The 18,322-nt window shown below is 58.3% G+C and carries 16 protein-coding genes; 5 read left to right on the forward strand and 11 right to left on the reverse strand.

What is annotated here, in order from left to right:
- Window positions 1–30: 30 nt before the first annotated feature.
- From rsmJ to gntX, 5 genes are all read right to left on the reverse strand, one after another.
- Window positions 31–795: a 16S rRNA (guanine(1516)-N(2))-methyltransferase RsmJ gene (gene rsmJ, locus HMPREF1144_RS02450; RefSeq protein WP_009651771.1), complete on the reverse strand. Its 765-nt coding sequence runs from the start codon at window positions 793–795 to the stop codon at window positions 31–33.
- Between the two features lie 7 nt (window positions 796–802).
- Window positions 803–2,845 (reverse strand): oligopeptidase A, encoded by a 2,043-nt coding sequence (gene prlC / locus HMPREF1144_RS02455; RefSeq protein ID WP_009651757.1) that lies wholly within the window; start codon window positions 2,843–2,845, stop codon window positions 803–805.
- Between the two features lie 209 nt (window positions 2,846–3,054).
- Window positions 3,055–4,371, reverse strand: coding sequence for a gluconate transporter (gene gntT, locus HMPREF1144_RS02460; protein WP_004855187.1), 1,317 nt, complete (start codon window positions 4,369–4,371; stop codon window positions 3,055–3,057).
- Window positions 4,372–4,701: 330 nt separating this feature from the next.
- Window positions 4,702–5,277 carry a Fe-S biogenesis protein NfuA gene (nfuA, locus tag HMPREF1144_RS02465; RefSeq protein ID WP_009651752.1) on the reverse strand — a complete coding sequence of 192 codons (576 nt, stop codon included), beginning with the start codon at window positions 5,275–5,277 and terminating at the stop codon, window positions 4,702–4,704.
- Window positions 5,278–5,335: 58 nt separating this feature from the next.
- Complete coding sequence (gene gntX, locus HMPREF1144_RS02470; RefSeq protein WP_004855191.1) at window positions 5,336–6,010, reverse strand: DNA utilization protein GntX; 675 nt, start codon at window positions 6,008–6,010, stop codon at window positions 5,336–5,338.
- Between the two features lie 38 nt (window positions 6,011–6,048).
- On the opposite strand from gntX, the gene bioH reads away from it, so the two are divergent.
- The gene (gene bioH / locus HMPREF1144_RS02475) at window positions 6,049–6,831 is read left to right on the forward strand and encodes a pimeloyl-ACP methyl ester esterase BioH (protein WP_042926885.1); all 783 of its coding nucleotides are present in this window, start codon (window positions 6,049–6,051) and stop codon (window positions 6,829–6,831) included.
- Between the two features lie 110 nt (window positions 6,832–6,941).
- Entirely contained in the window at window positions 6,942–7,211 is a 270-nt protein-coding gene (locus HMPREF1144_RS02480; RefSeq protein WP_004134288.1) for a YdgH/BhsA/McbA-like domain containing protein, read from the forward strand.
- 219 nt (window positions 7,212–7,430) lie between these two features.
- Here HMPREF1144_RS02480 and feoC read toward each other — a convergent pair whose 3' ends face one another.
- The 5 genes from feoC to greB all read right to left on the reverse strand — a co-directional run bounded on the left by feoC (window position 7,431) and on the right by greB (window position 13,573).
- Window positions 7,431–7,667, reverse strand: a complete 237-nt coding sequence (gene feoC, locus HMPREF1144_RS02485) for a [Fe-S]-dependent transcriptional repressor FeoC (protein WP_009651772.1) — start codon at window positions 7,665–7,667, stop codon at window positions 7,431–7,433.
- Window positions 7,668–7,676: 9 nt separating this feature from the next.
- The gene (feoB, locus tag HMPREF1144_RS02490) at window positions 7,677–9,995 is read right to left on the reverse strand and encodes a Fe(2+) transporter permease subunit FeoB (RefSeq protein WP_004855200.1); all 2,319 of its coding nucleotides are present in this window, start codon (window positions 9,993–9,995) and stop codon (window positions 7,677–7,679) included.
- A 27-nt stretch (window positions 9,996–10,022) separates the two neighbouring features.
- Window positions 10,023–10,250: a ferrous iron transporter A gene (gene feoA, locus HMPREF1144_RS02495; RefSeq protein WP_004126281.1), complete on the reverse strand. Its 228-nt coding sequence runs from the start codon at window positions 10,248–10,250 to the stop codon at window positions 10,023–10,025.
- Window positions 10,251–10,661: 411 nt separating this feature from the next.
- Entirely contained in the window at window positions 10,662–12,992 is a 2,331-nt protein-coding gene (locus tag HMPREF1144_RS02500) for a Tex family protein (protein ID WP_009651769.1), read from the reverse strand.
- 101 nt (window positions 12,993–13,093) lie between these two features.
- A complete protein-coding gene (gene greB / locus HMPREF1144_RS02505; RefSeq protein ID WP_004855215.1) occupies window positions 13,094–13,573 on the reverse strand; it encodes a transcription elongation factor GreB in 480 nt (159 codons plus the stop codon).
- A gap of 237 nt (window positions 13,574–13,810) precedes the next feature.
- Between greB and ompR the strand changes: the two genes are divergently transcribed.
- Window positions 13,811–14,530, forward strand: a complete 720-nt coding sequence (gene ompR / locus HMPREF1144_RS02510; RefSeq protein ID WP_001157751.1) for a two-component system response regulator OmpR — start codon at window positions 13,811–13,813, stop codon at window positions 14,528–14,530.
- A complete protein-coding gene (gene envZ, locus HMPREF1144_RS02515) occupies window positions 14,527–15,888 on the forward strand; it encodes a two-component system sensor histidine kinase EnvZ (RefSeq protein ID WP_004855221.1) in 1,362 nt (453 codons plus the stop codon). The genes ompR and envZ overlap by 4 nt, the downstream gene beginning before the upstream one ends.
- A 111-nt stretch (window positions 15,889–15,999) precedes the next feature.
- Here envZ and HMPREF1144_RS02520 read toward each other — a convergent pair whose 3' ends face one another.
- Entirely contained in the window at window positions 16,000–17,271 is a 1,272-nt protein-coding gene (locus tag HMPREF1144_RS02520; RefSeq protein WP_009651776.1) for an acid phosphatase, read from the reverse strand.
- A gap of 185 nt (window positions 17,272–17,456) precedes the next feature.
- Here HMPREF1144_RS02520 and HMPREF1144_RS02525 point away from each other — a divergent pair, with 185 nt between their 5' ends.
- Entirely contained in the window at window positions 17,457–18,299 is an 843-nt protein-coding gene (locus HMPREF1144_RS02525; protein ID WP_009651758.1) for a 23S rRNA (adenine(2030)-N(6))-methyltransferase RlmJ, read from the forward strand.
- Window positions 18,300–18,322: the final 23 nt, after the last annotated feature.

Genomic DNA, 18,322 nt, shown 5'->3' on the forward strand with positions numbered 1-18,322 from the left:
CCCCGGGGAAAGGGCCCTGACGCAAGTTGCTTACCCCTGCGGCTCAACCGCCGTTCCGGCATAGATATCAAACCGGTGGCCTTTGGTCACCACCGCGTTCGGCGTCGCCACGTCCGCCAGCGGCGGCGCGTAGTCCGGGCGCTTAACCACTACCCGTTTGCTCGCCAGCCGTCGCGCCGGTTCCAGCAGACCGTCGGCGTCTAAATCCGGCCCCACCAGCGACTGAAATACCCGCATCTCTTTCTTCACCAGCGCGCTTTTCTGCTTATGCGGAAACATCGGGTCGAGATAGACCACCTGCGGGCGCGGGGTGATATCGGTCAGCGCCGTCAGGCTGGAAGCGTGGATCAGCTGTAACCGCTCCTGCAACCACGGGCCGATCTCCGCATCGGCGTAGCCGCGCGCCAGGCCATCGTCGAGCAGCGCGGCAACCACCGGGTTACGCTCCAGCATCCGCACGCGACAGCCGACTGACGCCAGCACAAAGGCGTCTCTTCCCAGACCGGCGGTCGCATCGACCACATCCGGCAGATAGTCGCCTTTGATTCCCACCGCTTTTGCCACCGCCTCGCCGCGTCCGCCGCCGAACCTGCGCCGGTGGGCCATCGTCCCGCCGACAAAATCAACAAAGATACCGCCAAGCTTCGGTTCATCGCGCTTGCGCAGCTCAAGATGCGCCGGCGTCATCACCAGCGCCATCGGGTTGTCCTCATCCTGCTCCAGCCCCCAGCGGTCAGCCAGAACGGATAAGGCGCCGTCTCCGGCGCCCGTTTCATCAATTAAACAAATTTTCACAACAGGATTAACTCTTAATACCGTAATGCTCAAGCATCGCGTCCAGCTGCGGCTCGCGACCGCGGAAGCGTTTGAACAGGACCATTGGCTCTTCCGAACCGCCGCGGCTAAGGATGTTGTCGAGGAACGACTGGCCGGTTTCGCGATTGAAGATCCCCTCCTCTTCGAAGCGCGAGAAGGCATCCGCCGCCAGCACGTCGGCCCACAGGTAGCTGTAGTAGCCCGCCGCATAACCTCCGGCGAAGATATGGCTGAAGGCGTGCGGGAAGCGGCCCCACGACGGCCCGGGAATCAACGCGACCTGCTGCTTAATTTCCGCCAGCGTTTCGAGGATTTTCGCGCCCTGCTGTGGGCTGAACTCCGCATGCAGGCGGAAGTCGAACAGGCCGAACTCCAGCTGGCGCAGAATAAACATCGCCGCCTGGTAGTTTTTCGCCGCCAGCATTTTCTCCAGCAGCTCCTGCGGCAGCGGCTCGCCGGTTTCGTAGTGGCCGGAGATAAACGCCAGCGCTTCCGGCTCCCAGCACCAGTTTTCCATAAACTGGCTCGGCAGCTCGACCGCATCCCACGGTACCCCGCTGATGCCAGACACGCCGGCGGTATCGATACGGGTCAGCATATGGTGCAGACCGTGACCAAACTCGTGGAACAGGGTGATCACTTCATCGTGGGTGAACAGCGCCGGCTTACCGCTGACGGGACGGTTAAAGTTGCAGGTCAGATAAGCGACCGGCTTTTGCAGCGTGCCGTCAAGCTTGCGCATCTGGCCGACGCAGTCATCCATCCACGCCCCGCCGCGTTTGTGTTCGCGGGCGTAGAGATCGAGGTAGAAGCTGCCGCGCAGCTCGTTATTTTCATCATAGAGTTCGAAGAAGCGCACCTCCGGATGCCAGACGTCAACGTCAGTACGCTCTTTCGCGGTAATACCGTAAATACGCTTAACCACCTCGAACAGGCCGTTAACCGCTTTGTTTTCCGGGAAGTACGGGCGCAGCTGTTCATCGCTGATGCTGTAAAGATGCTGCTTCTGTTTTTCGCTGTAGTAAGCGATATCCCACGGCTGCAGTTCATCCACGCCGAATTCGGCTTTGGCGAAGGCGCGCAGCTGGGCAAGCTCTTTCTCACCCTGCGGACGGGCGCGTTTAGCCAGGTCGGTCAGGAAGTCGAGCACCTGCTGCGGATTTTCCGCCATTTTGGTCGCCAGCGACTTGTCGGCATAGCTGTCGAAGCCCAGCAGCTGCGCCAGCTCGTGGCGCAGGGCAAGAATTTCCGCCATCACCGGGCCGTTATCCCATTTTCCGGCGTTCGGCCCCTGGTCGGAGGCGCGGGTGGAATAGGCGCGATACAGCTCTTCACGCAGCGCCTGATTGTCGCAGTAGGTCATTACCGGCAGATAGCTCGGGATATCCAGGGTCAGCAGAAATCCTTCCTGCTCTTTGGCTTCAGCCTGGGCTTTCGCTGCAGCAAGCGCGCTTTCCGGCATGCCGGAGAGCTCAGATTCATCGGCGATCAGCTTGGTCCAGCCCATGGTCGCGTCGAGCACGTTGTTGCTGTACTGATTGCCCAGCTCGGAGAGGCGGGCGGCGATTTCGCCGTAGCGTTTCTGCTGCTCTTTCGCCAGGCCAATACCGGAGAGTTCAAAATCACGCAGCGCGTTATCGACCGCTTTTTTCTGCGCGGTATTCAGGGTGGGGTAATGGTCGCCGTCGCGCAGGTCGCGGTACGCTTTGTACAGGCCTTCATGCTGCCCAACCCAGGTGCTGTACTCCGAAAGCAGCGGCAGGGTCTGCTCGTAGGCTTCGCGCAGCTCCGGACTGTTTTTGACCGAGTTCAGGTGGCTGACCGGGGAAAAAAGACGCCCCAGCACGTCGTCTACTTCCGCCAGCGGCTGGCAAAGATTTTCCCAGGTATACGGCGCCCCTTGCGCCACCGCGCGCTCTACCGCCGCCCGGCAATCATCCAGCGCTTTAGTGACCGCGGGGACCACGTGCTCGGGTTTGATGGCAGAGAATGGCGGTAATGAAAAAGGCGTCAGTAATGGATTGGTCATATGCGCAGTCCTGTTGAATAGGGTGAATGAAGCGCGCGTCCCGCGCTATAGCATGAGATCTAGAATGGGGGATAGTTTGCTGAATTTCAATGTCAGCCGCCGCGCGCAGGCGGGTATTACTGCGATAAGTCTGGCCGTTGTGGCCAGAGCGCATAAAAAAGCCGGGTTCGCCTCGCGGCGACCCGGCCCGTTTTAGGCGGACAAGCAGCTTATACCACCATCCCCAGCAGCAGGCAGCCGATCAAACCGCACACGGAGATAATGGTTTCCAGCACCGACCACGACTTAATAGTCTCGCCGATGGTCAGGTTGAAGTATTCCTTAAACAGCCAGAAGCCCGGATCGTTAACGTGGGAGAAGATAACGCTGCCGGAGCCAACGGCGATAACCATCAGTTCAGGGCTCACGCCGGTGGTGGCGATCAGCGGCGCGGCGATACCACCCGCGGTGATAGCCGCAACGGTGGCGGAACCCAGCGCGATACGCAGAACCGCAGCAATCGACCACGCCATAAACAGCGGGGACATATTGGATTCATGCATGATAGAGGCGATGTATTTATCCATCCCGCTATCGACCAGCACCTGCTTGAAGGCGCCGCCGCCGCCGATGATCAGCAGCATCATGGCGATGATTTTGATCGAGGAGGTCAGCGTATCGTTAATCTGCTCCATTGAACGACCGCGGTTGAGACCGAAGGTGAACATGGCGATCAGTACCGCGATCAGCGTCGCCATCACCGGGTCGCCGAAGAATTCCGCGATCGGCAGGAAGGCATGACCTTTCGGCAGCACCATTTCGGCCACGGCGCGCATAGCCATCAGGATAACCGGCACCAGCGAGGTCCAGACGCTGACGCCAAAACCCGGCATCTCTTCCTCAGTGAACGTTTTCGGGTTATGCAGGCCTTCCGGAATCGGCTTATCGATACCTTTCAGGAAGCGTGCGTAAACCGGCCCCGCGAGGATAACCGTCGGGATCGCCAGAATCGTACCGAACAGCAGGGTTTTACCCATGTCGGCATGGAAAATAGTGGCAATGGCCGTCGGGCCCGGGTGCGGAGGCAGGAAACCGTGCGTCACGGAGAGCGCGGCCGCCATCGGTACGCCGATATAGAGCAGCGGGATACCGGCGGATGCGGCGATGGTAAAGACCAGCGGCAGCATCAGTACGAAGCCCACTTCATAGAACAGGGCGAAGCCGACGGTAAAACCGGTCAGCACAACCGCCCATTGAATATGTTGTTTACCAAATTTGGCAATCAGCGTGGTGGCGATACGCTGCGCACCGCCGCAGTCCGCCAGCATTTTACCGAGCATCGCGCCGAAGCCCATGATCAGCGCGAGGCTGCCGAGGGTTCCCCCAACGCCGTTTTTGATGGAGACGATAACTTTATCCAGAGGCATACCCTGCATGAGCCCGACGGCAAGTGCCACCAGAACCAGAGCGATAAACCCGTTCAGCTTGAAACGGATCATCAGCAACAATAACAGGGCAACCCCGATAGCAACGATGACTAATGGCATGATTTACCTGGCCTTAATTTGTTATGGGTAACGTCATAGTTTCAACATTGACTTCATCCGTTCCGACCGGAACAAAAAATGTCTGACGCCGTAGAAGCTGGCTTTATCCTTACCCAGAGAAAGGATAGCTGGCTATTTTTTTATCTGTGGCGCCTGAAGTGAATGATACGGGTAACATATGAAGTTTGAGAATCACCTGGGCGGTGAAAATTTCAAATATGAGACTTAAGTCATACTCTTTCCCGGGTTTTTGCCGGGTCGCTTAACGGGGAATGTTGCGCGGTAACATGGGGGAACCGCCCGGCTGCGCAAAGGCAACCGGGCGGATAATTAGTAGTAGGAGTGCTCGCCGCGCTGGTGTTCAGTCAGGTCGCGTACGCCCTTCAATTCAGGGAACTCGCTGAGCATCTGCTTCTCGATCCCTTCTTTCAGGGTCACGTCGACCATCGAGCAGCCGTTACAGCCGCCGCCGAACTGCAGAATCGCCAGGCCATCTTCGGTGATTTCCATCAACGTGACGCGCCCGCCGTGACCGGCCAGCTGCGGGTTAATCTGCGACTGCAGCAGGTACTCGACGCGCTCCATCAGCGGGGCATCGTCGGACACTTTGCGCATCTTGGCGTTTGGCGCTTTCAGCGTCAGCTGGGAGCCCAGCTGGTCGGTAACAAAATCGATTTCAGCGTCTTCCAGATACGGCGCGCTAAGTTCATCGACATAAGCGGTGAGCTGTTCAAACTTCAGCGCGGTATCGGAATCTTCCACCGCATCCGGTGGGCAGTAGGACACGCCGCACTCGGCGTTAGGGGTGCCGGGATTGATCACAAATACGCGAATTTGTGTCCCTTCTTCCTGATTTGCCAGCAGTTTGGCAAAGTGCGCTTGTGCAGCATCGGAAATACGGATCATAGCGTTGGCCTAATAGTTGACTATTTTACTGGGTTATAATACGCCCATCAGCAGGGGTCTACAAGGTACGGCATATACACCATACCTGAACCGTCGCGGCGCCGTTTCGCAAAAGCAGGCGGGATATCTCGGCGACGGTGCTTCCGGTTGTGACGACATCATCCACAATGGCGATATGGTGGCCCTGTAGCGACAATTCAAGCTGGAAGGCGTTTTTCAGGTTCTGTTTACGCAATCTGGCGCTGAGCTGATGCTGGGTGGCGGTGCGGCGCCGGCGGGTTAGCGCATCGCTGCGCCAGGCGCAGTCCAGCCAGCGGGAGAGCGGTCGGCACAGCAGATCGCTCTGATTAAATCCCCTCTTCCACTGGCGACGCTGCCAGAGCGGCACGCTAATTATCCGGTCCGGGCGGGGAAGATCCCGACGCTGGCGAATGCGCAACAGCAGCAGACGCGCCAGCGCCGGGGCCAGCTCGGGCCGCTTATTGAATTTCAGCTGGTGAATCAGGCCGCTCAGCGGCGGTCGATAGTCATTCACCGTCACCAGCCGCTGCCACGGCGGCGGTTTTTGCAGGCATCGCCCGCAGGGCAGCGTGCTTGATTGGGCCGGCAGGCCGCACCGCGGGCACAGCGGTTCAGACGCCAGCAGCGCCGACGCGCATCGCGAGCAGATCCCCCAGCTGGCGATGGCCAGCGGCATTTGGCATAGCCAGCATAAGCTGTGTGCTGTTAGCATATTTCCCCCTCATATTGGTGGAAAGAGAACAGTAACTGATGAAAACGATCGCGTGGCAGACCACGGGCGAAGGAAATTGTCATCTTGTGCTGCTGCACGGATGGGGGCTGAATGCCAAAGTGTGGGATTGCATCACGCCGCAGCTGGCTTCGCATTTTACGCTGCACCTCGTCGACCTGCCTGGCTATGGCAGCAGCGGCGGCTTTGGCGCGATGTCGCTGGAAGAGATGGCGCAGCGGGTGCTGGAAAACGCGCCGGATCGCGCGATCTGGCTAGGCTGGAGCCTCGGCGGGCTGGTGGCCAGCCAGGTCGCGTTATCCCATCCCGACCGCTTGCAGGCGCTGGTCACCGTCGCCTCTTCCCCCTGCTTTAGCGCTCACGACAGCTGGCCCGGCATTAAGCCCGACGTGCTGAGCGGATTTCAGCAGCAGCTGAGCGAAGATTTTCAACGCACCGTCGAACGCTTTCTGGCGTTGCAAACCCTGGGTACCGAAAGCGCGCGTCAGGATGCGAAAGCGCTGAAGAGCACGGTGCTGTCGCTACCGATGCCGTCGCCGGAGGTTTTAAACGGCGGGCTGGAGATCCTCAAAACCGCCGATTTACGCCAGCCGTTGACTACCCTCGACGTGCCGTTTTTGCGCCTGTACGGTCGCCTGGATGGCCTGGTGCCGCGTAAAATCATCCCGGTTCTCGATGCGCTATGGCCAAAAAGCACGTCGATTGTCTTCGATAAAGCCGCCCATGCGCCATTCATTTCACATCCGCAGGCGTTTTGCGCTCCGCTGATTGAGCTGAAGCATGAGATCGATAAATTTTTTTAGCGGGACATGGTAAAAACGCAAGGTGCAGCAATACTTAGGTTGTTGCGGGGGTTGACTATTTCACGCCGGACCCGTGACCTAAAAAAACAACCTAATGGAGAGTAGAGGCTATGAAATTTGTTACAGGAATTGTTGCATCTCTGGTGATTGGCTCCCTGTCCTTCGGCGCGTTCGCCGCCAAGGAAATTCAAAAAGACGAAGTGGCTAAGATGAACCTGACCAAAATTGGTTCTATTACCACCTCCAGAACGACCTCTCCGATGGATGCAAAGCGCGATCTGTCGAAAAAAGCGGATGAGCTGGGCGGCACCTATTTCGTGGTGATTGCAGGCGAGAAGAACGAGAAAACGGTTCACGCTAACGCGGACGTCTACAAGTAAGCCAGAAAGCGGGTCTCAGGACCCGCTTGCAACCCTGGGCCCGGAGGCGGCGCGGTGAGACTCTCCGCGCTCCCCACCCCAAAACCGTACAAATCTGTGATCGAATCTCCCGGGTCGCGGCGTAAACGCCTTACCCGGGCTACCAGACTCAAACCGCACAGGCGTGTAGCCCGGATAAGGCGTAAGCCGCAATCCGGGAAACCTGCCTTCACAGCCCAATCAGCGCAGCGACCACCACTCCCGCAGGCAGGCTTTGCCTTCCGGGCAGTTTTTACAGCTGCCGGAGAGGCAGCCACCGGCATCCTCGGTCACTTTCACCGCTTTACCCATCGCTTCCAGACGGCTCAGCATCGCGTCGATCAACGGCTGCGGCGCTTGCAGGCGGGCGCTGAGCTGCTTTGCGTCCATTCTCCCCTGCAGGGCCAGCATATCGCGCACATCAATTAACGACGCCATCATCGCTCCTTAGTGACAATCGCCAGTCGGACTCTGGCAGCAGGACGACGGCGTTTTGCGCGTCGCCAGCAGCGAGACGTCCACCCGGCTACGGGCTCTGCGCAGCAGGCCGAAGACCACAATATTAAATAACACAACGGCCAGAATGCACACCAGGCTATAGCGCGGATGCTGGCTAAAGCTGACGGTCTGGTAGTACAGCGTAGAGAGCGAGTAAGCGATATTCAGCCCCCACAGAACCGAGAACATCATCCAGCCACGGCTCGACTCACGGGCAATCGCCCCCATGACCGAGATGCAGGGAATATAGAGCAGGACGAAAATCAGGTAGCTGTACGCCGCAGCGGCGCTACCGAATTTGCTGCCCATCACGCCCATCGCGCCGGTTGCCATTTCGCCGTCGCCTTTACTGGCTTCGATAGGGTTGGCCAGCACGCTCAGGCTAAACGTGTCTTTCAGGCTCTGCCAGGTCTCATCTACCGCGGCCAGTAGCTCATCGCCGAGGTTAAACGCCTGCGGATTAAACGCTTCGTTCTGGATATCTTCGGCGGTGTAGAGGGTGTTCAGCGTCCCGACCACCACTTCTTTCGCCATCGCGCCGGTAAACAGGCCGACGGTCGCCTGCCAGTTATCCTCATGTACGCCAATCGGCTTAAACACCGGGGTAATCACCCGGCTGACCGACGCCAGCGCCGAGTCGTTGATGTTATCGACGATCTTACCGTTCAGCGAGAAGCTGTTCAGCGCGCTGAGGAAGATACTGACGATAACGATAACTTTACCTGCCCGCAGGACGAAGCCTTTCAGGCGCTGCCAGGTCTGGATGAGCAGGCTTTTCACGTGCGGAACATGATACACCGGCAGCTCCATCACAAACGGCGATGCTTCGCCACGCATAATGGTATGCTTCAGCATCAATCCGGTCGCAATCGCCATCACAATCCCCAGCACGTACAGGGAGAAGACCGCCAGCGCGCCGTTCTGGCCGAAAAAGGCGGCGGCGAAGACGGCGAAAATCGCCAGCCGCGCGCCGCAGGACATAAACGGCGCCATCATAATGGTCATCAAACGTTCGCGCGGGGCATCAAGCGTACGCGCGCCCATCACCGACGGAACGTTGCAACCAAAACCGACGATTAACGGCACGAAGGATTTCCCCGGTAGCCCCAGCGCCTGCATCAGGCGGTCCATCACAAACGCCGCCCGCGCCATATAGCCAGAGTCTTCAAGGAAAGAGAGGAACAGGTACATCATGCCAATCTGCGGTACCAGCGGCAGCACGGTATTGATACCGCCGCCAATCCCCTGGGCGAGGAACACCGTCAGCCAGTCCGGGAAGTGAAGAGAGTAGCCAATCCACTGTATGCCGTGAATAAAGATAGCGACGGAACCGGCATCAAAAATAGGCTGCAGCGCGCCGCCAATATTAATCGCCAGCAAGAACATCAGGTACATAACGAACAGGAAGACCGGCAGGCCGAGGAAGCGGTTGAGGATCACTTTATCCATCGCTGTGGTAAAGCGGCTGGGCTCGGCGGTAAGGGTATTACTGACCGCATCGCAAATGGCGGCAATGCTTTGGTAGCGGGCATCGGCGATATGCAGCGCCGGGTCATCCAGCTCTTCGCTCAAATTCGCCAGGGCTACGTCCAGCTTGTGGGCGGCGTCTCCGGCGAAGGCGCGGCTATAAATATCGCCTTCAAGCATCTGTAAACCCAGCCAGCGGCGCTGGCGCGGCGGAATGTCCGCGGCCATTATCTCCGCCAGCTTGTCCGCCTCGCGCAGCAGCGGCCGCGGATAGTGCACCAGTTCAATATCCTGATTCTGCTGATGGCGGTCGATAGCCATTTTCAAGGCTTCGATACCGCGCCCACGGGTGGAAACCAGCGGGATCACCGGGCACCCGAGGCGGGCGGCCAGGGCGTCGACATCAATGCGGATGTTCTGTTTTTCCGCGATATCGAGCATATTCAGCGCGACCACGCAGGGGATGCCGAGCTCCAGCAGCTGTAGCGTCAGATAGAGGTTACGCTCCAGATTGGACGCATCGACCACGTTAATCAGCATGTCGGCGTCGCCGCTGAGAATATAGTGGCAGGCAATCTGCTCATCCAGCGAAGTTTGCGAGGAGATGGTGGTCAGGGAATACGTGCCCGGAAGGTCTACCAGCGTGACCTGATGATCGGTGGTGTTGAAGCCACCCTCTTTGCGCTCAACGGTCACCCCCGCCCAGTTCCCGACACGCTGGCGCGCGCCGGTGAGCTGGTTAAACAGCGTTGTTTTCCCGGAATTTGGATTACCAATTAAACCAAGGGTTAATTTTTTCATATTCATACTCTTAGTGCCGGTCAGGCATTATTGTGCAACCGCTTCCAGCTCAATTAACGCAAGATCCTTTTTACGTAATACCAGGCTAACGCGTCGGGTTTCAATGTGAATTGGGTCGCCGAGCGGCGCCACGCGGACCACATTAAAAGACGACCCCGGCAGCATCCCGAGGGACAGCAGCTTCTGCCGATACGCCGGACTAATATCGCGGGAGAAGCCGGTGATTTTCCACGCACTATCAGGTGTGAATTGCATAGGACCTACTTGTTTATCGCCAACTGAAAAGAGAGTTTTCCGTATGCGCCTGAGACGCGGCGCCAGGAACCGTAGCCAACGAAGAATAAAAAATATTCAATGGAAATAATGATAATGAGAATAGTTTTTATCATCAATACATATAATGCGCTCGATTCTTTTTTTAAACAGGAAATTGAGCATTTGTTGATATTGAGCAAACTCTATTTTGTCATGGCCGTAGCGAGAATCATTATTTCTGCTTAGCGAATGTTTAATAAAGGTGTCATTGGTTAATGAAATGAAAATAATAAACTCATTATCCGCAATACGCGCTTATTAAGAGGTTATAAGAAAATACTGATGCTTGTTTGCGCAATATGGCGAAGAGCAGAGGAGAAACGGCCCCTCAGAAAAGGGGCCGGAAAGAGACTAGCGTTTTTTACCCATTGCCGCCGCCAGCGCGTCCATCATCGCGCTGTTGCCCGCTGGCTGCGCTTCGCGACCGCGAGGTTTAGCGGCCTTCGCCGCCGGGCGGTTACCCTGATGACGATCGCTTCCGCCGCCACGGCGCGCGTTGCTGTCGCCTGGCTGCTCGTCCAGACGCATCGTCAGCGCGATGCGCTTACGCGGCAGGTCGACTTCCATCACTTTCACCTTCACGATATCGCCCGCTTTGACCACCGTGTGCGGGTCTTCAACGAACTTATTCGACAGGGAAGAGATATGCACCAGGCCGTCCTGATGAACGCCGATATCAACGAACGCACCGAAGTTGGTGACGTTGGTCACCGCGCCTTCGAGGATCATCCCCGGCAGCAGGTCGTTCATGGTCTCTACGCCATCGGCGAACTGGGCGGTTTTAAACTCAGGTCGCGGATCACGGCCCGGCTTTTCCAGCTCTTTGATGATGTCGGTCACCGTCGGCACGCCGAATTTCTCATCGGTGAAGTCAGCGGCTTTCAGATGACGCAGCTCGCTGCTGTTGCCCATCAAATCTTTCAGCGCCTGCTGAGTCGCCGCCAGAATGCGTTCCACCACCGGATACGCTTCCGGGTGCACGGTTGAGGCGTCCAGCGGGTTGTCACCGTGGTTGATACGCAGGAAGCCCGCGCACTGTTCAAAGGCCTTCGGCCCCAGACGACTCACCTTCAGCAGCTGCTGGCGATTCTGGAACTGGCCGTTCTCATCGCGCCAGGAGACGATATTCTGCGCCATCATGCGGGTCAGACCGGCGACGCGGGTAAGCAGCGGGACGGAAGCGGTATTCAGATCGACGCCGACGGCGTTCACGCAGTCTTCCACCACCGCGTCCAGCTTACGCGCCAGCTGGGTCTGGCTGACATCGTGCTGATACTGGCCGACGCCGATGGATTTGGGATCGATTTTCACCAGCTCAGCCAGCGGATCCTGGAGACGACGGGCGATAGAGACCGCGCCGCGCAGGGAAACGTCGAGATCCGGGAACTCCAGCGCCGCCAGCTCGGAGGCGGAGTACACGGACGCGCCCGCTTCGCTGACGATGACCTTCTGCGCGGTCACTTTCGGGAACTGCTTCTGTACGTCGAGGAAGAAGCGCTCGGTTTCACGCGAGGCGGTACCGTTGCCGATCGCCACCAGCTCAACGTTGTACTTTTCACACAGCGCGGCAACCGCTACCGCCGCTTTTGCGGCCTGGCCGGTATGCGGGTAGATGGTATCGGTAGCCACCAGCTTGCCGGTACCGTCAACGACGGCAACTTTGACACCGGTGCGCAGGCCCGGATCGAGGCCCATGGTGGCGCGCAGCCCGGCCGGCGCGGCCATCAGCAGGTCGTGCAGGTTGCGGGCAAAGACGTTAATTGCCTCATCTTCCGCACGTTCGCGTACGGTACCCATCAGTTCGGTTTCGAGGTGCATCAGCACCTTGATGCGCCACGTCCAGCTCACCACGCCCTTGCGCCAGCTGTCCGCCGGGGCGTTGTTCAGGCGCAGGCCGAGATGGTCGATAATGATTTGCTCGCCGTGGCTCTCTTTCGGCGGCTCGTCGAACTGCGGGTCGGCATTTAAAGAGAGCTGCAGCACACCTTCGTTGCGGCCGCGGAACATCGCCAGCGCGCGGTGCGACGGGACGGTGGCGATCGGTTCATGGTGATCGAAGTAGTCGCGGAATTTCGCCCCTTCCTCTTCTTTACCGCTGACGACGGTCGCCACCAGGTGGGCGTTTTTCCACAGATAGTCGCGCACTTTCGCCAGCAGGCCCGCGTCTTCAGCAAAGCGCTCCATCAGGATATAGCGCGCGCCGTCGAGAGCGGCTTTTGTGTCCGCTACGCCGTTGTCGGTGTCGATATATTTAGCGGCTTCGGTTTCCGGGTCGTGAGAGGGTTCGTTCCACAGCAGATCGGCCAGCGGTTCCAGCCCGGCTTCAATGGCGATCTGCCCGCGCGTGCGGCGCTTCGGCTTGTACGGCAGATAGAGATCTTCGAGCTCGGTTTTACTCAACGTCCCGTTGATGGCGTTTTCCAGCGCCTCGGTCAGCTTGCCCTGCTCGCCGATGGACTTCAGGATCGCCTGACGACGGTCTTCAAGTTCACGCAGATAGCCCAGGCGGGTTTCCAGATTACGCAGCTGCGTGTCATCCAGACCGCCGGTGACTTCTTTACGATAGCGTGCAATAAACGGCACGGTATTCCCTTCATCAAGCAGGCGAACGGCAGCTTCTACCTGTTCAGCCCTGGCCTGAAGTTCACCCGCAATAATGCGGCAGAGCGAATCATTCATCATCGGTTTAATTCATCTTTAGGATCAAAAATCAGGGGGATAGTTATACGGACTGGCACGCTAAAATGCCAGCCGCGACCAAAGCCTCTCGGAATGTTCCGGACCTATCTGGCTTTGACGTATTCAATTTCGTTCACGTACCAGGCCGCCTCGCCCGCGGGGGTGTTCACGATAGCTAAATCACCGACCTCTTTTTTCAGCAGCGCGCGCGCCATTGGCGAATCAATGGAGATGTAGTCGTTGCGGCCAAAGATTTCATCGTAGCCGACAATCCGGAAGCGCTTCGTCTCGCCCGCATCGTTTTCAATCTCCACCCACGCGCCGAAAAAGACCTTCCCCTCCTGCTGCGGCGAATAATCGACGATTTTCAGCTGCTCAAGGCACTTGGTCAGGTAGCGCACCCGGCGGTCGATTTCACGCAGGCGCTTTTTATTGTATTGGTAATCGGCGTTTTCACTGCGGTCGCCGAGGCTCGCCGCCCAGGTCACCTTTTTGGTGACTTCCGGACGTTCTTCGCGCCACAGGGTATCCATCTCTTTCTTCAGTTTTTCATACCCTTCACGGGTGATCAGCGGCGTTTTCATCGAAGGTTCCGGCTCCTGATTACAGATCTTTGTGCAATGCTGCGCACAATTCGTCGCACGTCATCATACCAACAGGATAAATAATGTGTCTTATGCTTAAATGTATACTTAAGCTGCTGTTAAATATGCTTTGTAACAATTTAGCCTGGAATATATACCAGATTTCGCTGGTGGGCGACCCGGGCTTTTTTGAGAATACGTACTGACAATTGCAGTGAACCTTTGGGAGTATAAACAATGCAAGAGAATTATAAGATTCTGGTTGTCGATGACGACATGCGCCTGCGTGCGCTACTCGAACGTTATCTGACCGAGCAGGGCTTCCAGGTTCGTAGCGTGGCGAACGCTGAACAGATGGATCGCCTGCTGACCCGTGAATCCTTCCACCTGATGGTGCTGGATCTCATGCTGCCGGGCGAAGATGGCCTGTCCATTTGCCGCCGCCTGCGCAGCCAGAGCAACCCGATGCCGATCATTATGGTCACGGCGAAAGGGGAAGAAGTTGACCGTATCGTGGGCCTGGAAATCGGCGCCGACGACTACATCCCAAAACCGTTCAACCCGCGCGAGCTGCTGGCCCGTATCCGCGCCGTGCTGCGCCGCCAGGCTAACGAACTGCCGGGCGCGCCTTCGCAGGAAGAAGCGGTTATCGCCTTTGGTAAGTTCAAGCTGAACCTCGGCACCCGCGAGATGTTCCGCGAAGATGAGCCTATGCCGCTGACCAGCGGTGAATTCGCGGTACTGAAAGCGCTGGTGAGCCATCCGCGCGAACCATTATCCCGCGATAAGCTGATGAACCTCGCCCGCGGCCGTGAATATTCGGCCATGGAGCGCTCCATCGACGTACAAATCTCCCGCCTGCGCCGCATGGTGGAAGAAGATCCGGCGCATCCGCGCTATATCCAGACCGTTTGGGGCCTGGGCTACGTTTTCGTCCCGGACGGCTCTAAGGCATGAAACGCGTGCGCTTTTCGCCGCGAAGCTCGTTTGCCCGCACTCTGTTACTGATCGTCACCTTGCTGTTCGCCAGCCTGGTGACAACCTATTTAGTGGTGCTGAATTTCGCGATCCTGCCCAGTCTCCAGCAGTTTAATAAGGTTCTGGCCTACGAAGTGCGTATGCTGATGACCGATAAACTCCAGCTGGAAGACGGCACTCAACTGGTGGTGCCGCCGGCGTTTCGCCGCGAGATTTACCGCGAGCTGGGCATTTCGCTCTATTCCAACGAAGCGGCGGAAGACGCAGGCCTGCGCTGGGCGCAGCATTATGAATTCTTAAGTCAGCAGATGGCGCACCAGCTCGGCGGGCCGACTGAAGTGCGGGTCGAGGTAAACAAAAGCTCCCCCGTGGTATGGCTGAAAACCTGGCTTTCTCCCAATATCTGGGTGCGCGTACCGCTGACCGAAATCCACCAGGGCGACTTCTCGCCGCTGTTCCGCTACACCCTGGCCATCATGCTGCTGGCGATTGGCGGCGCCTGGCTTTTTATTCGTATTCAGAACCGACCGCTTGTCGACCTGGAGCACGCGGCGCTTCAGGTCGGGCGAGGGATTATTCCCCCGCCGCTGCGCGAATACGGCGCATCGGAAGTGCGATCGGTGACCCGCGCCTTTAACCACATGGCGGCTGGCGTGAAGCAGCTGGCGGATGACCGCACGCTGCTGATGGCCGGGGTGAGCCATGATTTACGCACTCCCCTTACGCGTATCCGTCTGGCGACGGAGATGATGGGCGAAGAGGACGGCTACCTCGCCGAGTCGATTAATAAAGATATAGAAGAGTGTAACGCCATTATCGAGCAGTTTATCGACTACCTGCGCACCGGCCAGGAGATGCCGATGGAGCTGACGGACCTTAACGCGGTACTGGGGGAAGTGATTGCGGCGGAGAGCGGCTACGAGCGAGAAATCGCCACCGACCTGCAGCCGGGCGAGATCCCGCTGCGCGTGCATCCGCTCTCCATCAAGCGCGCGCTGGCGAATATGGTGGTCAACGCCGCCCGCTACGGTAACGGCTGGATTAAAGTCAGCAGCGGCAGCGAGGGGAACCGGGCCTGGTTCCAGGTGGAAGATGACGGTCCGGGAATTAAACCGGAGCAGCGTGAGCATTTGTTCCAGCCGTTCGTGCGCGGCGATAGCGCCCGTACGATTAGCGGGACCGGCCTCGGCCTGGCTATCGTTCAGCGCATTATCGATAACCATAACGGTAAGCTGGAACTTGGCTCCAGCGAACGCGGCGGATTATTAATTCGCGCCTGGCTGCCGGTGCCGATGCAGCGCGCCCTGCCCGCGATAAAGCCCGCCAAAGAGAGCTAGTTCTGCCGGTACGCCCGCATTAAAACGCCCGGCGGCGCCACGCTGTACGCCGCCGCATTGCCCTTATATCCCGGAGAGGTGCGCCAGCACCGCCTCCGGACTGCACCAGGTTTAATGCGCTTTATTCGCCATCGCATACGCCGCTGGCAAATTCAGCCGCTGCCAGAACTGCTGCGCGTCGTTATCACCGGAGAGCGGATATCCTGCGGGCAACGCCGTTTTGACCATCAGCGCCCGACGCTGCGCGGCGGACAGATTCGGCAGCGCAGCCTCCAGCAGCACTTCAGCCCCTTGCGGCACCTTCAGGCTCTGTTTTTCGCCCTTCTGCTGCGACAGATCGTAGGTCATGGTAAAGCGATAAAACGCGCCCATCGCCGGGTCGCGATACGGATCGTCTTTCGCAGGCACTTTCGCACACTCCGCCAGCGTCGTGCCGCACTCTTTCTCCAGCGCGGTACGCAGCTGGTCGCGGGCCTCATTAAACAGCCCGCGATACTTCGCGTCATTCAGGTAGTGGGCGACATTGCGCTGCGCCACCATCCGCGAACCCATCACGTCCAGCGGATAGTGCACGCCCAGCACGATGCGCGAATAGCCATAGCGGGCGCCGCGGGTCACCAGCGCGTCGAAGCGCTCCGGGATCATCTCCGCCATCAGCAGAGCGTCGGTATAGCCGGTGTTGGTGTGCCCGCTCGGAAACGAGCCGCCGTCGGCGGTATAGGGCTTATTGTCCTTAACCACCACATCGTCCGGCACCAGATGGATGGTATTGCCCTGAATCAGGAACGGGCGCGGGTTATTGAAGTGCTTTTTCGCCGCCCCGGTACTCACTTCAGACGCTTTGATCAGCGCCGCCGCCTTACCGAGCTCGCCTTTGTCGTAGGCGGCGAGGAACGCTTTGCCGAGGCGCGGCCCCAGCGCATCGCTGAGGAAATAGAGATAGCTGATGCCTTCGGCATCCGCCAGTGCCTGGTGGCGAGCGCTCTGTGCAGCATCGCGGTTAATGGCGGTGACGGTCGCCAGGTTTTGCTCTGTGACCGCCTTCGGCAGCGCGCTGAACGCTGAGAGCAGCTCGATTCCCACCTGCTGGTTGGCTTTTGTCTGGAAGTCATAACCGCTGGCCTTCAGCCACGCGGTATCCGCCTGTGTTTTATTCTGTCTGGCGTGTTCAAGCTGGTCGCGAGTCAGGGTTGCCGCATCGCCCTTCAGCGCGTTGCGCAGCTGCGACAGGCTTTGGCTCTCCAGCGCGTCAAACGCCGGACTGGCGGCGGCTGGCGTCACGCCGTTGGCGATTGCCGCCGCCTGATTCAAAGGAACCTCTTTCGCCAGCGCCGGCAGCGCCAGCATTAACGCCGATGCGAGTAGCGTGATGTGCAGTTTCATTATTTTTCCTTTTATTCAAACCATTACCTTGCCTTTACGTGACGCTAGCCCTTCTCTTTGACGCTTTTATGACACGGTTATGTTTTGCAACGCTTTAAGCGGAATGGAAACAGCGCGGCGGTAATCCAGGCCGATCTGCGGTAAACTATCGGTAATCTTGTCTAAATCCCGGAATCACCGTATCCATGCTCAGTTATCGTCATAGCTTTCACGCAGGCAACCACGCCGACGTTCTTAAACACACCGTTCAGAGCCTGATCATTGAATCGCTCAAAGAGAAAGAAAAACCGTTTCTCTATCTGGACACCCACGCCGGCGCAGGCCGCTATCAGCTGAGCAGCGAACACGCCGAGCGTACCGGTGAATATCTCGAAGGCATCGCCCGCATCTGGCAGCAGGATGACCTGCCCGCCGAGCTGGAGCCGTATATCTCCGTCGTTCAGCACTTCAACCGTAGCGGCCAGCTACGCTACTATCCCGGCTCGCCGTTGATTGCCCGCCAGCTGCTGCGCGAGCAGGACAGCCTGCAGATGACCGAACTGCATCCCAGCGATTTTCCGCTGCTGCGCGCCGAGTTTCAGAAAGACGACCGCGCCCGGGTTGAAAAAACCGATGGCTATCAGCAGCTGAAGTCGAAGCTGCCGCCGGTTTCTCGTCGTGGACTGGTGCTGATCGACCCGCCTTACGAAATCAAAAGCGACTACCAGGCGGTCGTGACCGGTATTCATGAAGGCTACAAACGCTTTGCTACCGGCACCTACGCGCTGTGGTATCCGGTGGTGCTGCGGGCGCAGATTAAGCGCATGATCAAAGAGTTAGAGGCCACCGGCATTCGCAAAATTCTGCAAATCGAGCTGGCGGTGCGTCCGGACAGCGACCAGCGCGGGATGACCGCCTCCGGGATGATCGTCATCAACCCGCCGTGGAAGCTGGAGCAGCAGATGAACAACGTTCTGCCGTGGCTGCATAAAAAGCTGGTGCCGACCGGTATCGGCCATACCACCGTCAGCTGGATCGTGCCTGAGTAATCGCAGTCATCGGTGGAAACTAT

It is taken from the genome of Klebsiella sp. OBRC7 (assembly GCF_000293135.1).
GTDB classification, from domain to species: domain Bacteria; phylum Pseudomonadota; class Gammaproteobacteria; order Enterobacterales; family Enterobacteriaceae; genus Klebsiella; species Klebsiella michiganensis.

Bases quoted from the DNA above. Each gene is read 5' to 3' on its own strand.
- prlC (WP_009651757.1), bottom strand. From the start codon at position 2,845: ATGACCAATCCATTACTGACGCCTTTTTCATTACCGCCATTCTCTGCC.
- bioH (WP_042926885.1), top strand. From the start codon at position 6,049: ATGAAAACGATCGCGTGGCAGACCACGGGCGAAGGAAATTGTCATCTT.
- HMPREF1144_RS02500 (WP_009651769.1), bottom strand. From the start codon at position 12,992: ATGATGAATGATTCGCTCTGCCGCATTATTGCGGGTGAACTTCAGGCC.
- ompR (WP_001157751.1), top strand. From the start codon at position 13,811: ATGCAAGAGAATTATAAGATTCTGGTTGTCGATGACGACATGCGCCTG.
- envZ (WP_004855221.1), top strand. From the start codon at position 14,527: ATGAAACGCGTGCGCTTTTCGCCGCGAAGCTCGTTTGCCCGCACTCTG.
- HMPREF1144_RS02480 (WP_004134288.1), top strand. From the start codon at position 6,942: ATGAAATTTGTTACAGGAATTGTTGCATCTCTGGTGATTGGCTCCCTG.
- feoC (WP_009651772.1), bottom strand. From the start codon at position 7,667: ATGGCGTCGTTAATTGATGTGCGCGATATGCTGGCCCTGCAGGGGAGA.
- feoB (WP_004855200.1), bottom strand. From the start codon at position 9,995: ATGAAAAAATTAACCCTTGGTTTAATTGGTAATCCAAATTCCGGGAAA.
- nfuA (WP_009651752.1), bottom strand. From the start codon at position 5,277: ATGATCCGTATTTCCGATGCTGCACAAGCGCACTTTGCCAAACTGCTG.
- HMPREF1144_RS02525 (WP_009651758.1), top strand. From the start codon at position 17,457: ATGCTCAGTTATCGTCATAGCTTTCACGCAGGCAACCACGCCGACGTT.
- gntX (WP_004855191.1), bottom strand. From the start codon at position 6,010: ATGCTAACAGCACACAGCTTATGCTGGCTATGCCAAATGCCGCTGGCC.
- greB (WP_004855215.1), bottom strand. From the start codon at position 13,573: ATGAAAACGCCGCTGATCACCCGTGAAGGGTATGAAAAACTGAAGAAA.
- feoA (WP_004126281.1), bottom strand. From the start codon at position 10,250: ATGCAATTCACACCTGATAGTGCGTGGAAAATCACCGGCTTCTCCCGC.
- gntT (WP_004855187.1), bottom strand. From the start codon at position 4,371: ATGCCATTAGTCATCGTTGCTATCGGGGTTGCCCTGTTATTGTTGCTG.
- HMPREF1144_RS02520 (WP_009651776.1), bottom strand. From the start codon at position 17,271: ATGAAACTGCACATCACGCTACTCGCATCGGCGTTAATGCTGGCGCTG.